Annotated in this window: 13 protein-coding genes and 2 tRNA genes; 9 read left to right on the top strand and 6 right to left on the bottom strand. The window is 55.4% G+C overall.

Translation table 11 applies throughout. The features are described 5' to 3' along the window. Positions 1 to 82 precede the first annotated feature (82 nt). Positions 83 to 874: a DUF502 domain-containing protein gene (locus FQB27_RS12340; RefSeq protein WP_169561338.1), complete on the bottom strand. Its 792-nt coding sequence runs from the start codon at positions 872 to 874 to the stop codon at positions 83 to 85. A gap of 233 nt (positions 875 to 1,107) precedes the next feature. On the opposite strand from FQB27_RS12340, the gene FQB27_RS12345 reads away from it, so the two are divergent. After that, on the top strand, positions 1,108 to 3,198 hold the full coding sequence (locus tag FQB27_RS12345) for a PAS-domain containing protein (RefSeq protein ID WP_169561339.1): 2,091 nt from the start codon (positions 1,108 to 1,110) through the stop codon (positions 3,196 to 3,198). A 113-nt stretch (positions 3,199 to 3,311) separates the two neighbouring features. Next, positions 3,312 to 4,070, top strand: a complete 759-nt coding sequence (locus FQB27_RS12350) for a glucose 1-dehydrogenase (protein ID WP_169561340.1) — start codon at positions 3,312 to 3,314, stop codon at positions 4,068 to 4,070. Between the two features lie 157 nt (positions 4,071 to 4,227). On the opposite strand, the gene FQB27_RS12355 is transcribed toward FQB27_RS12350, so the two are convergent. Then, on the bottom strand, positions 4,228 to 4,767 hold the full coding sequence (locus FQB27_RS12355) for a peptidylprolyl isomerase (protein WP_169561341.1): 540 nt from the start codon (positions 4,765 to 4,767) through the stop codon (positions 4,228 to 4,230). Between the two features lie 241 nt (positions 4,768 to 5,008). Here FQB27_RS12355 and FQB27_RS12360 point away from each other — a divergent pair. Beyond that, a tRNA-Lys gene (locus FQB27_RS12360) sits at positions 5,009 to 5,084 on the top strand. A gap of 104 nt (positions 5,085 to 5,188) precedes the next feature. Here the strand turns inward: FQB27_RS12360 and FQB27_RS12365 are convergent. Then, complete coding sequence (locus FQB27_RS12365) at positions 5,189 to 6,073, bottom strand: tetratricopeptide repeat protein (RefSeq protein WP_169561342.1); 885 nt, start codon at positions 6,071 to 6,073, stop codon at positions 5,189 to 5,191. Next, positions 6,073 to 6,702 (bottom strand): MlaC/ttg2D family ABC transporter substrate-binding protein, encoded by a 630-nt coding sequence (locus FQB27_RS12370; protein ID WP_169561343.1) that lies wholly within the window; start codon positions 6,700 to 6,702, stop codon positions 6,073 to 6,075. The genes FQB27_RS12365 and FQB27_RS12370 overlap by 1 nt, the downstream gene beginning before the upstream one ends. A gap of 166 nt (positions 6,703 to 6,868) precedes the next feature. Between FQB27_RS12370 and FQB27_RS12375 the strand changes: the two genes are divergently transcribed. Beyond that, complete coding sequence (locus tag FQB27_RS12375) at positions 6,869 to 7,981, top strand: DUF2855 family protein (RefSeq protein ID WP_169561344.1); 1,113 nt, start codon at positions 6,869 to 6,871, stop codon at positions 7,979 to 7,981. Positions 7,982 to 8,021: 40 nt separating this feature from the next. Here FQB27_RS12375 and FQB27_RS12380 read toward each other — a convergent pair. Together FQB27_RS12380 and FQB27_RS12385 are read right to left on the bottom strand one after the other, a co-directional pair. Next, positions 8,022 to 8,108: transfer RNA gene (locus FQB27_RS12380), tRNA-Leu, on the bottom strand. A 135-nt stretch (positions 8,109 to 8,243) separates the two neighbouring features. Beyond that, the gene (locus FQB27_RS12385) at positions 8,244 to 9,017 is read right to left on the bottom strand and encodes a competence/damage-inducible protein A (RefSeq protein ID WP_169561345.1); all 774 of its coding nucleotides are present in this window, start codon (positions 9,015 to 9,017) and stop codon (positions 8,244 to 8,246) included. Positions 9,018 to 9,167: 150 nt separating this feature from the next. Here FQB27_RS12385 and sfsA point away from each other — a divergent pair, with 150 nt between their 5' ends. The 5 genes from sfsA to FQB27_RS12410 all read left to right on the top strand — a co-directional run bounded on the left by sfsA (position 9,168) and on the right by FQB27_RS12410 (position 12,614). Next, entirely contained in the window at positions 9,168 to 9,875 is a 708-nt protein-coding gene (sfsA, locus tag FQB27_RS12390; RefSeq protein WP_169561346.1) for a DNA/RNA nuclease SfsA, read from the top strand. A gap of 68 nt (positions 9,876 to 9,943) precedes the next feature. Next, positions 9,944 to 10,768 (top strand): type I methionyl aminopeptidase, encoded by an 825-nt coding sequence (gene map, locus FQB27_RS12395; protein WP_169561347.1) that lies wholly within the window; start codon positions 9,944 to 9,946, stop codon positions 10,766 to 10,768. Next, complete coding sequence (gene radC / locus FQB27_RS12400) at positions 10,758 to 11,696, top strand: RadC family protein (protein ID WP_206374619.1); 939 nt, start codon at positions 10,758 to 10,760, stop codon at positions 11,694 to 11,696. The genes map and radC overlap by 11 nt, the downstream gene beginning before the upstream one ends. A gap of 113 nt (positions 11,697 to 11,809) precedes the next feature. Further along, a complete protein-coding gene (locus FQB27_RS12405) occupies positions 11,810 to 12,238 on the top strand; it encodes a helix-turn-helix domain-containing protein (RefSeq protein ID WP_169561348.1) in 429 nt (142 codons plus the stop codon). A 100-nt stretch (positions 12,239 to 12,338) separates the two neighbouring features. Beyond that, positions 12,339 to 12,614 carry a hypothetical protein gene (locus FQB27_RS12410; RefSeq protein ID WP_169561349.1) on the top strand — a complete coding sequence of 92 codons (276 nt, stop codon included), beginning with the start codon at positions 12,339 to 12,341 and terminating at the stop codon, positions 12,612 to 12,614. The last annotated feature ends 119 nt before the right edge of the window (positions 12,615 to 12,733 follow it).

Below are 12,733 nucleotides of genomic sequence, written 5' to 3' on the forward strand. Positions count from 1 at the left end.
GGACGGCACCCCTAAAAGAACAGCCGTCTCCGTCTCGCCCCTGATCCTTTTTACAGGCTCAGGCTTAGACGCAGGCACAGGTTCAAGCCCCGGCCTTTGTTGGCTTCTTTTTTGAATCGTCACTGTCCCCAGCGGATTTCTTGCCGTTCGTGCTGCCGCCGGGCCCCTGCTTTACTGCGGCAGGCTCTTTGCCATCCGGCCAGATCATACCGGCGGAAATAACCAGCTTGACCCCTTCCTCAACAGACATGTCCAGATATTTCAGATCATGCTTGGGCACAAACAACAAAAAGCCGGATGTGGGGTTGGGTGTGGTGGGCAGAAAGACGCTGATCATGTCCCCTTCATCAAGGGATGACACCTCGCCTTCCGCGGTGCTGGTCACAAAGGCGATCGCCCACAGGCCTTTTCTGGGATATTCCACCAGAACCACTTCACGGAACGACGTGCCGGACTGGGCCAGTACGGTTTCCATGATCTGTTTCAGGGCGTTATAGATTGTCCGCACCACCGGCATCCGGGCGACAATCCGCTCTCCGTAATGCAGCAAGGACCGGCCAAGGAAGTTTGCCGTCAGAAACCCAATCAGAATCAGCCCCAGGACCACCAAAAACACGCCAAGCCCGGGCACACCGAACGGCAGATAGGTTTCGGGATTATACCGCGCTGGAATAAGCGGGGTAATATTGGCGTCCACAAAGGTCACGAACGCGTAGGTCAGATAGATTGTAATGGTGATGGGCGCGGCAATGACAATCCCTGTCAGGAAATAGGTCCTGACCCGTGCCCAGAACCCGGCCTTCGGGGCGGGCTCAACCAGAATGCTTTTGACGCCGGACGGGTCCTGCGTCTTCCCGGCTTGCTTCTTCTTCATGAACACGTCACCTTACAAATACCTGATATATGTGTGAAATTCGGGATTTTATTTATACAGACCATAGCATTGAACCGATGTGACGTCTTTTACAAAATTTTGTGAATTCAAGATCGCTTGTAAACCTGTCGTTAATCACTGGTCGTATACGATCGCACTAATTCGACAAACTTTTGTCTTTGAGTCAGTACCCACCCTGAAAGCAGAGAATAAAGGTCAAAAGAGTAGCGTCCATGTACAACACAAACAAGATTTTATACCTGCTTACAGGTCTGTTTGGGGCGTCTCTTGCTGCCTTTCTGCTTCTTCATGTAAATGACCATCCGCAAGCCGGAATTGCCCTTGGCGCCTCTCTTGCCCTGATGGCCGCTTGCACCATCCTTGTCTCTTTCCAGCCGACACAAACAGACAGTTCAAACTCTGAATCTTCAAAATATTACAGCACCTTAAACGATGCCATTAACAAGCTGGACGAAGGTTTCGTTCTTTACGATCAGGACAATCGGCTGACATTCTTCAACGACAGACTGCAAGACATGTTCGACGGCATGGATCCGCCCTTGAGGGTCGGGATGAAGCGCGAAGAGGTGTTCCTGTCCCTGCTTGACTGGCTTGAAAATCCTGAAGACAAGGCCATGCTGGAAAAGCGGCTTGAACGGCTCCGGGCGGGGAAATTGCCCCACAGCCTTGGCAATCGCGACTGGAACCTTCCCAATGGCCGGATCATTCAGGCCAAGGAAAGCATGATCAGCGACAACAACCTGATCGCCATCTTCCAGGACGTCACAAACATCCGCCAGAACCAGCAAAACCTGCTGATCAAGTCCGAACTTCTGAAAACGGTCTTCAACAACATCCAGACCGGCATTTCCGCCTTTGATGAAGACAACCGATTGCTGGCCTGGAACGAGGCCTATTTGCGGACCATGGAGTTGAAGCACGAAACCGTCCATTTCGGGGCCAGCCTGCACGATATTCTGGTTCGGAATTTCGATGCCTACAAGTTAGAGCCGGGCAAGGACGAGGATCTAACCGCCGAGAGCTTTGCCCAATCCATTCTTGAAACCACCCGGACCAACCTTCATGCCCGGCAGGAACGCATGACCAAATCCGGCAGGATCATCGAGGTGGTCAACTCCCCGCTTCCCACAGGGGGGCATATTTCGACCTATACGGATATCACCCTCAAGAAATCCGCCCATATGATGCTGGAGGAAAGCGAGAGCCGGTACCGGAAGATGGTGGACCTGTCACCCGATGCCATTCTGGCGCAAAAGGACGGCCTGATCATCTTTGCCAATGTGGCGGCGGTGAAACTGCTGGGGGCCCGCACCCTGCATGACCTGATCGGGACACCGGTCAAGCGCTACATCCCCCTGTCCGATCTGGATGAACTGGCCAGCCACCTTGGCAGCGCGGAAGATCTGGAACCCGGCCACACCCTCCCGTCCAGCATGACCGAGGTTATCGGACTGGAGGGCACACGCATCGACGTGGAAATAGAGGCGACCGCCCTGATGTATGGGGACCGGCCGGTGATGCAGTTGATTGTCCGGGATATCTCCGCCCAGAAACTGTTGCAGAAGGCCAAGGATGAAGCCGAATACGCCTCTCAGCTCAAGGGTGCCTTCCTCGCCAACATGAGCCACGAACTCAGGACCCCCCTTAACGCGGTTATCGGGTTTTCCGAGGTGATCATGGACGAGATTTTCGGCAAGGTTGGCTCGAAAAAATATATTGAATACGCCCATGACATCCATGCCAGTGGCCTGCATCTGATGGACCTGATCAACGATATTCTGGACCTGTCGAAGATTGAGGCCGGAACGCAGCAACTGTTTGAAGAGGATGTGGATGTCAAGCAGTTGATCGAGGAATGCCTGCGCCTGACCGGCCATCAGGCCCGGACCAACAAGATCGATATCGAGCTGAATATCTCTTCCAAGGTCGATCAGGTTCACGCCGATATGAAGATGCTGAAACAGGTCTTGATCAATCTGGTGACCAATGCCATCAAATTCACACCAGCGGGCGGTCAGGTCTCCATCGAAAGTTCCCTGTGCCCCAATGGCGATCTGCTTCTGACCGTCAGCGATACAGGCATTGGCATCCGCGAGGAAGATATCCCGAAAGCCCTGACCCCGTTCGTTCAGGTAGACAGTGAATTGTCCCGCCGCTATCAGGGGACCGGGCTGGGCCTGCCCCTGTCGCGGGATCTTGTGTCCCTGCATGGGGGGGAGTTGACCCTTGAAAGCGATTATGGAAGCGGCACCACCGTCACGGTCCGGTTGCCCGGCAAACGGGTTCTCAGAACCGCCGCTTGATCTGATCCGCGCACTTTTATATTGTTTGCCCCCAATCAAATTAGAACTGTTCTTCGGTCTCCGGATAAGGGACAATAGCTGAGAACATAAAAACTGCCTTGAGGAGAGGAAAAGTGAGACTTCAAGATAAAGTCGCCATCATAACAGGGGCTGGCTCCGGATTCGGTGAAGGCATGGCCATCCGTTTCGCGGAAGAAGGCGCCAAGGTCGTTGTCAGTGACATTAACGAGGCCGCCGCCAAGCGCGTCGCCGACGATATCATTGCCAAGGGGGGCACCGCCCTTGTGGATGTTACCGACGTCTCACAGGCCAGCGACGTTGCCGCCATGGCCAAGAACACCGTCGATGCCTATGGCCGCATTGACATTCTGGTCAACAACGCCGGCATGCCGCAGCGGAACGGCTCCCTGTTCGATGTGGACGAGGAAACCTTCCAGAAAATTTATGACGTCAACGTCAAAAGCGTGTTCCTGACCACCAAGGCCATTGTTCCGATCATGCTGGAACAGGGTGGCGGCAACATCATCAACATTTCCTCCACGGCGGCCCTCAGCCCCCGTCCGGGCCTTGTCTGGTACAACTCCAGCAAGGGCGCTGTCCTCACCATGACCAAGGCCATGGCCGTTGAACTGGCCCCGCAGCAGGTCCGGGTCAACGCTCTCTGCCCCGTGATTGCCCAGACCGGCATGACCGTTGAATTCATGGGCGGCACCGACACCCAGGAAATCCGCGACAAGTTTGTCTCTACCATTCCGCTCGGCCGCATGAATACACCGCGTGACCTTGCCAATGCCGCCCTGTGGCTGGCATCTGACGAAGCGTCCTTCATCACCGGCGTTGCGCTGGAAGTGGACGGCGGTCGCTGCATCTGATCCGGTTCAACCCGATCCGAAATTCTGAAAAGCCGCCCTACCGGGGCGGCTTTTTTTGTGGGCGCCTTGTCCACGTACAAAGGGCCGGAAACAAAAAAAGCGGCTCGAAACCGAACCGCTTTTTCCAAACGGGGATATCCCCGATGCCCGATGGGGCTTAGTTCACATCGGCGGCGATGCGCATCTTGACGATGATATCAGGGTTACGAACCGTACCGCCCTGACCATATCCCTTGCGGATCATGTCCACATATTCCATGCCTTCCAGCACCCGGCCCCAGACGGTATATTTGCCATCCAGATGGTGGGAATCCTCAAGCACGATAAAGAACTGGCTGTCGGCGCTGTTCTGGGAGCGCGCACGGGCCATGGAGACAATCCCCCGAACATGCGGAATGTTGGAGAACTCCGCCCGGATCTTTTTACCGGAACCACCGGTACCATCCCCCTTGGGGTCGCCGGTCTGGGCCATGAAGCCATCGATCACGCGGTGAAATTTCAGGCCATCATAAAATTCCTGCCGGACCAGTTCCTTAATCCGCTCCACATGGCGGGGGGCGGTACGCGGGTACATCTCGATCACAACCCGCCCATATTGCAGGTCAAGATAAAGAATATTTTCAGGATTCAGGTTTTCCTGCGCCCGCAACGGTAACGCGGACAGACATAAAATGAAAAATGCCAGTATCGAACGCATAACAAATGACGAAGGCATGTATTTCCTCGCTTTATTCTAATTCAAAGGTGCAGACCGCAAGAAACGGCCCTTTTTCAAGGCTCTTCCCTCCTATACCATTTCCATCGAAATAAAGAAAATTCACTTCCGTAAAAAAAATGAAAAAACGCGCTTGACCAATCCGAAAGACGCCCCTATGTTCCGCCCCATCGCGACGCTGTGACGCTCCAAACACAACAGCCCAGCGGTAAAATTGAAATGGGGGCCCGTAGCTCAGTTGGTAGAGCAGCTGACTTTTAATCAGCGGGTCACAGGTTCGAATCCTGTCGGGCTCACCATATCAACCCCTTGAAAACATTCCGGTTTTCTTGGGGTTTTTTATTGCCCGAATTCACCCTTCCGGCCCCTTCGCGAATTATTCCCCTTCCAAACATGCCTTGGATTATTCAACAGCGGGCCTGCCGCGCCGCTCTGGCATGGGTTTATATTCTTCCGCCAGCTTGACCGCCCTGACCACCTGTTCCGTTTTCAGGCGCGCAGCCAGACGGGCCTTGACGGTTTCGGCACCGGGAATGCGCTGTGCTGCGGCAATGATCGCCCATTGAAGGGCCTCTACCTTTCTTTCGTCCAGCATCGCAGACCTATTTGCCGGATCATCAGCCAGTTCGCCTTCCGACAGGCCGATTTCTGCCAGCCGAAGCTGCGCCCGGCCATAGCCTTGCCGAGCCGCCCGCAGGAACCACTGCCGAGCCTGCTCCGGGTCTTCCCGGCCGCCATAGCCATCCCGATACATTTTCCCGGCACCATACTGGGCTTTTGGATATCCGCCTGCGGCGGCCTTCAGAATATGAAAAAGCGCCTGATCGGGGGCTTCATCCACCCCCAGTCCATATTCATACATTTTTCCCAGTGTATATTGTGAGGCGGCGAACCCTTTTTCATCCGCCTGCCGAAGAAGGTTGACGGCGGCCTCACCCTCCCCCTGCTCCAGCAGTCCAAGCGCCATGTTGTGAAGCGCCGGGGGATAACCGCCCGATGCGGCCTTGCCAAGCCACGACAGGGCCGCCTCCAAGTCCCGATCAACGCCCCGCCCCCGTTCCAGCAACACCGACAGGTTAAACTGCGCTTCCGGGTCTCCGGCCTCTGCCTGTTGCTGCCAGATGGCGTAGGCCCTTGCAAAATATCCCTGACTGTAAAGCTCCATGGCGCTGCGCCCAACCTCGGCGGCCCGTGCCCCTGGCGGCCCCGCCAGAACCACGGCGCCCGTAACCGCACAGAGCAGCCCGACCACCATTCCCCAGATCTTGCTGCCGCCGCGTAGTCCCATCACCCTTCCCCCGATCCGGTTGATTGCGGAGAAAGGCGTTCCGCCCGCATCCGCAGGATGTTTAAAAGCCCCTCCACGCTGCCGCGTACAAGTTGGTTATGAAAACTTTTTCTGTGGGCCGTGATCACGCTGGTTCCCGAAATCTCCACATCCACTATTCGAAGCCCGTCCGCACTCTCTCGCAGGCGCCAGCGGGACACCACCCGCTTTCGGTTGGGACGAAACAACTGGGTCAGGACGAACAGGTCCCCATCCCCATTTGCCTTGACCTCCAGAATTTCAAAACGGTCTTCCGGATATCCGCCAAACTGAAAGGAATAGGATTGCAGGAAGAATTCCGAGAACAAATCGGTAAATTCCTCCTTCTGGCGCGGCTCAAGTCTGTCCCATTTCGGCCCGACCACAAAGGCGCTGATGAAATCGAAATCAAAGGCCGGGCGGATATCCTGACGGAACAGGCTTTCCCGTCGATCGATGGGCAGGGTGTCATTGGACAGGCGGCTTTTGGCCTGCTCCGCCATGGACTGGATCAGCTTGTAGGCGGGATCAACCCGCCCCTCAGCCTGAACGGAACCAACCGTCATCAGGCAGAAGATCATCACCAGAAGTGCGAAACCATTTCCAGGCATCTGCGGCACCCCATCACCCTACGGATTTTCAACAGGGTTCATATTACCTTCATAAGGGTAGTCCAATTTCAGAAAAAAGAAATCTATTGACCGGAAAGCACGCCATTACAATACTCGAATATGAAGTTTTTCGCGTTTAACGGGCAACAAACAAGGATGCAGGACCATGACACAGGAACGCTGGACAGTGCTGATCGACAAGGACGACATTTCCTCCTGCCAACTCCGTTCCCTGACATCGCCGCCCGCCGATCTGCAAGACGGCGAAATCGAGGTGCGCCTTGGCAGTTTCGCCCTGACGGCCAACAATGTCACCTATGCCACCCTTGGGAAATCCTTTGGAAGCTGGACCGACATGCCCGGTTACTGGGCCTTCTTTCCCTTTGGAGAGAGCGCCTATGGCCAGTTACCCGTCTGGGGATATGCCACAGTGACCCGATCCGCCCATCCTGACATTCCGGTGGGCGAGGAACTCTACGGCTATTTCCCGCTCGCCAGTCACCTAACCTTGCGGCCTGCTGTTGTCAGTGCCGGCTCCCTCCACGACCAGATGCCCCACCGGGCCAAGCTGGCGCCGGTCTATAACCAGTATAACAGGATCGCAAAAACACCGGATTTTACGCCCGCCGAAAAAGACCTCTGGCCGGTCTTTCGACCCCTGCTGGTCACCGCCTATATGATTGCGGATCAGTTTTCCGATGCCGGATATTATGGGGCCGAGCAGCTCCTGATCAGCAGTGCGTCCAGCAAGACCGCGTTGCTGACCGCCCGCTGTCTGCGGCTCCTTGGCGCCGGACCGGCCCTGATTGGCCTCACCTCCCCCTCAAACCGGGAATTTGTCGAGAATACAGGCCTCTATGACACGGTTATTCCGTACGAGGATATCAACTATCTTGATCCGTCCATACCAACCGCCCTTATCGACATGTCAGGCAACGGCACCGTCATCGACACGATCCACTGCCATTTTTCCGACAATCTTTCCTATAGCTGTCTGGTTGGGCTGTCCCACTGGGACAGCTCCCGCCCCTCGCGCACCCTGCCCGGCGCCGCAGCAACGCCGTTCTTTGCCCCGGGCCGCATAAAGCAACGCACAGAAGAATGGGGCCGCAAGGAATTTCAGGACCGGCTGGCAGGGGCATGGGCCGCCTTTGCCGATCTGGCCCCCGATTTGACCCGCTTTGAAACCGTCACCGGACCAGAAGCCGCGCTCGCCACCTACAAGGAGATCGTGGCCGGACACATCGACCCGCAACAATCGCTGATCATCCGGCTGTAGTCAGGATAAAAAAGATAGTCTGGAGGGGGGAAGCATCAAATGGTGCCCGCACCCGGACTTGAACCGGGAAGCCCATACGGGCGGCAGATTTTAAGTCTACTGTGTTTACCAATTTCACCATGCGGGCGGCGCAGCTAACCTAATGGTAGTTGGGTTGTGAAACAAGCTATGAATTTGAAAAAGTGAAGGCCGGGAAAAACCCGGCCTCAAGCTGGCGCCCCCCTCGCATCCGCGAAAGGGCGATGTTTTCTTTCGGTCCCGGTCAGGTTGTTTCCGTTCCTGTCACACCAAGCCCGTCCAGAATGACCCGCAGGTCCGAAAATGCGGCATCCAGCTTATCCCCGTGGATGGACCGCAAGACAAGGTTGGTTCCCACTTCCCCCTGCCTGAAATAAGGGTAGGAGCCGATGGAAACCTCGGGATACTTGTCCTGCAACAGGCCCAGATCCTGCGCCACCTTGCCTTCCGCCAGCGGCACGCCAATGGTGCGGCTGATCATTCTGGCACCACCTGACAGAAGCGGCAGAACCCCCGCCATCATCGCCTGCAGGATGGAAGGAACACCGGCCATCACAAAGACATTCTCAAGACGGAAGCCCGGCGCCTTGCTGACCGGGTTCTCGATCAGGTCCGCCCCGTCCGGGATCCGTGCCATGCGTTTTCGGGCATCGTTGAACTCGATACCGCTGGTCTCATAATGACGGGTCAGGATCTCCATGGCTTCCGGGTGATGATCAATCCCAACCCCGAACGCGGCGGCAACGGAATCCGCTGTGATGTCGTCATGGGTCGGGCCAATCCCGCCGCTGGTGAAGACATAGTCGTATTTTTTCCGGAAATGGTTGATGGCATCGACAATTTCCTGCTCCACATCCGGGATAATGCGCACCTCGCGAAGCTGAATACCGATTTCCCCAAGGGCGGTCGCCACAAAAGATACATTTTTATCCTGGGTCCGCCCGGACAGTATTTCATCGCCGATCACCAGCATGGCGGCGGTCACAAGTTTCAAATCAGAATGAGAGTCGGATGACATTCGGAACCGGTTCCTGTTTTCTTGGTGGTCTTGACCGGGGAAGACGGCCTATACTCGCCCTTCCCCGATTTGCTATTGTGTCCCCTAACCTCGAAGAATACAAAGGGTTTTGCACGCCCTGTTAAGAATTACAAAAAGGCCGACAAGACCATGGATTTTCCAAGCCCCCTGATCCGCGGCACACTGATCAAGCGATACAAGCGGTTTCTGTCCGACATCGAACTTGCGGACGGCACAACCGTAACGGCGCATTGTGCCAATTCCGGTTCCATGATGGGGTTGAAGGAGCCGGGATATGGGGTTTGGCTGTCCCCGGCCAACAACCCGAAACGCAAGCTGCAATATAGCTGGGAACTGGTTGATACGGGCACCTCGCTGGTGGGGATCAACACCTCCCTGCCCAACCGCATTGTCACCGAGGCCATCCGGGATGGGCATGTCCCCGAACTGACCGGGTATGAAACCATCCGCAATGAAGTGAAATACGGCCAGAATTCCCGGATCGACATTCTGCTTCAGGACAGTGCCAATGACAGGCCGGATGCGTATGTTGAGGTGAAGAACGTCACCCTGAAACGGCGGGACGGTGCAGCGGAATTTCCCGATGCGGTCACCGCCCGCGGTACCAAGCATCTCAAGGAACTTTCCGACATGGTGGCCGCCGGTCACCGGGCGGTCATGTTCTATCTGGTACAGCGCGAGGATTGCCAGAGTTTTGAAATCGCCCGCGACATTGACCCCGCCTATGGGGAGGCTTTTGACACCGCGCGAAAATCAGGCGTTGAAGTTTATGTCTATGACTGCCAAATAACCCCTGAATACATAAGAATGAGGGGCCCGGTCCCGCTGGTTGAATAGAAAGCACATGTCTTTCCTTTCAAGTAATTATGTTTTACGATAAACTGATAGAAAACCCGAACAGTCCTATGAAATATGTAAACAGCAAAGACGCTCCTCTGGAAAACACGGGCGCAATCAAACTCCATGGCCCCGAAGGATTTGAAGGCATGCGCGCCGCAGGACGGCTGGCGGCCGAAACCCTCGACATGATCACCGAACATGTGGTGCCCGGCGTCACTACGGACGAGTTGAACACCCTCTGTCATGACTTTATCACCGAGCGCGGCGGCACCTGTGCGCCGCTCGGCTATCGCGGTTTTCCAAAATCAGTCTGTACATCCATCAATCATGTGGTTTGTCACGGTATTCCCGGCCCGAAAAAACTGCAGAACGGGGATGCAATCAATATTGACGTCACCACCATTGTTGACGGCTGGCATGGGGATACAAGCCGCATGTTTGTGGCGGGCAAGCCTCCGGTCAAGGCGCGGCGGCTGATCGATATCACCTATGAATGCCTGATGCGCGGGATCGAAGTGGTCAAGCCCGGCGCGACCACGGGCGACATTGGTCACGCGATCCAGACCTACGCCGAAAAACACCGCTGTTCTGTCGTTCGCGACTTCTGCGGCCATGGCCTTGGCCAGATTTTCCATGATGCCCCCAATATCGTGCATTACGGCAAACCGGGAGAAGGCGTGGAACTGCGCCCCGGCATGATTTTCACGATCGAACCGATGATCAATCTGGGCACATGGGAAGTGAAGGTACTGGACGACGGCTGGACCGCTGTCACACGGGATCGGCAGTTATCCGCTCAGTTTGAGCATTCCCTTGCCGTCACGGAAACCGGGTACGAGATCTTCACCCTGTCTCCCAAAGGACTCAATTGCCCGCCCTATGACATCTGACGACACCGAGAACAAAAACAAGAACACCAACACCACACTCCCCCTGTCAGACATCAGGGACGGTCCGGGCCTGCATGACATGCGGCCCGGTGCCACGGGGTTTCGACCGGCGCCCACCCTCTCTGGTGCATCTGCCCCGATCCCTCCCTCTCAGGATACATCCCCTGAAGACCTGTTCCCCTTTGACAGCGACCTGCCCCCGCGCCTATCAGGGTTGAACGAACTCACCAGTTCTCCTGTCATGACCTCCGCATTTGATGATGGCAAGAAAGGCCACCGGGAACGGCTGCGCCAACGGGTCCTGACAAAGGGCGCCGACAGCATTGCCGATTATGAACTTCTGGAAATGCTGCTGTTTGCGGCCTCGCCGCGCGGCGACACCAAGCCGTTGGCCAAGATGCTGTTGAGGGAATTCGGCTCCCTTCCCAGAATTTTTGCCGCATCACCGGAACAGCTGAAAGCGGTCCCCAAGGTCGGCGAAGCGGCCATTGCCATCCTGAAAGTGGCCGAGGTTCTGGGCCAGAAACTGCTCCGGGAAAAAGTGGAGCGCTCCAATATCCTCGGATCGTGGCAGGCGCTTCTGGAATATTGTCAGGGGGTCATGGGGCAGAAACAGGTCGAGCATTTTCGCGTTCTGTTCCTCAATAACAAGAATCATCTCATCGCCGACGAGGTTCAGCAAACCGGAACTGTCAATCACACGGCGGTTTATCCACGCGAGGTAGTAAAACGCGCCCTTGAGCTGGGTGCAACTGCGCTAATTCTTGTGCACAACCACCCTTCCGGTGATACTACGCCCTCGAAAGCGGACATTTCCATGACCGGAGAGATCATGTCGGCGGCAACGGCGTTAAATATCAGGGTTCACGATCATATTATCGTCAGTGCCAGCGAAAGCACCAGTATGAAATCTCTTGGTCTGCTATGAGGTTCGCTTGGGGTCAGAGCGGGGTGTTCCCCCTGACCGATTTGGGAATATGCGACAACCGAAAAGACTGTCCCTTTGGACAGAAAACAGGGTAAAGGGATTTCGGGCACACAATGATAGACTTCAAGACTGACGATCCTCATGGCAGGGCCAATCCCGTGGATGTCCATGTGGGGCAACAACTTCGCATCAAACGAACATTGCTCGGCATGACACAATCGGAACTGGGGGATGCCATGGGCCTGACCTTCCAGCAAATCCAGAAATATGAACAGGGCAGCAATCGGATCGGCTCCAGCAAACTGTATCAACTCAGTCGGGTTCTTGAGGTTCCCATCGGCTATTTCTTCGAAGGCCTGTCAGACGACCCTACGGTGGCGTCGCTTCCCTCGCACGCACAGCACCTGCAAAAAGACCCCGCTGCAAAACGGGAAACCCTGGAACTGGTGCGCGCCTTTTCACGGATCGAGGATCACCAGATTAGGGATTCTATCGTGGCTATGGTAAAATCCGTCTCTAGAAGTCCGCAGAAAGACATATAGTTTCCTTATTTCAGTCTATTTTCAAAACTAGTTATGGGTGCTGGAGTTCATACGGACTCCGAGAATAATTGTGATCCCTCATAATTTCAGGAATAAGAAAATGAAAAAAGTTGCTATCTCAACCTTGTTCGCCGTTCCCCTTGCTCTCGGTCTGGCTCTCAGCCCGGTTGCCCTGAACGGTTCTCTTTTCCCGACCGAAAAAGCTGCTTTCGCCCAGAGCGAAAAAGCGCAGGAAAAAGCTGGCGAAATGAAGGAGCAGAAAGAAAAGATGGAAAAGGAATGCTCCAAGGAAGACATCAAATGCAACGACCAGAACGAGCACCGCAAGGATGCTGAAAAATCCATGAAGGATGCCAAGGAAAAAGCAAAAGACTAATCTTTTGCGCATCCCCGACCTCAAGGCTGTCTTGAGGTCGGGACCCGATCAACAAGGCCCGACGGCCTGACAAAATACCCCCTTAAAACGCCCAGCGAATGGTCGCGGCCACCGCGTGG

It is taken from the genome of Sneathiella chinensis (genome assembly GCF_012720115.1).
GTDB lineage: Bacteria > Pseudomonadota > Alphaproteobacteria > Sneathiellales > Sneathiellaceae > Sneathiella > Sneathiella chinensis.

Excerpts from the sequence above, each read along its gene's own strand:
- FQB27_RS12410 (WP_169561349.1), top strand. The coding sequence starts at position 12,339 with ATGAAAAAAGTTGCTATCTCAACCTTGTTCGCCGTTCCCCTTGCTCTC.
- map (WP_169561347.1), top strand. The coding sequence starts at position 9,944 with ATGAAATATGTAAACAGCAAAGACGCTCCTCTGGAAAACACGGGCGCA.
- FQB27_RS12345 (WP_169561339.1), top strand. The coding sequence starts at position 1,108 with ATGTACAACACAAACAAGATTTTATACCTGCTTACAGGTCTGTTTGGG.
- FQB27_RS12365 (WP_169561342.1), bottom strand. The coding sequence starts at position 6,073 with ATGGGACTACGCGGCGGCAGCAAGATCTGGGGAATGGTGGTCGGGCTG.
- FQB27_RS12405 (WP_169561348.1), top strand. The coding sequence starts at position 11,810 with ATGATAGACTTCAAGACTGACGATCCTCATGGCAGGGCCAATCCCGTG.
- sfsA (WP_169561346.1), top strand. The coding sequence starts at position 9,168 with ATGGATTTTCCAAGCCCCCTGATCCGCGGCACACTGATCAAGCGATAC.
- FQB27_RS12370 (WP_169561343.1), bottom strand. The coding sequence starts at position 6,702 with ATGCCTGGAAATGGTTTCGCACTTCTGGTGATGATCTTCTGCCTGATG.
- FQB27_RS12385 (WP_169561345.1), bottom strand. The coding sequence starts at position 9,017 with ATGTCATCCGACTCTCATTCTGATTTGAAACTTGTGACCGCCGCCATG.
- FQB27_RS12340 (WP_169561338.1), bottom strand. The coding sequence starts at position 874 with ATGAAGAAGAAGCAAGCCGGGAAGACGCAGGACCCGTCCGGCGTCAAA.
- radC (WP_206374619.1), top strand. The coding sequence starts at position 10,758 with ATGACATCTGACGACACCGAGAACAAAAACAAGAACACCAACACCACA.
- FQB27_RS12375 (WP_169561344.1), top strand. The coding sequence starts at position 6,869 with ATGACACAGGAACGCTGGACAGTGCTGATCGACAAGGACGACATTTCC.
- FQB27_RS12355 (WP_169561341.1), bottom strand. The coding sequence starts at position 4,767 with ATGCGTTCGATACTGGCATTTTTCATTTTATGTCTGTCCGCGTTACCG.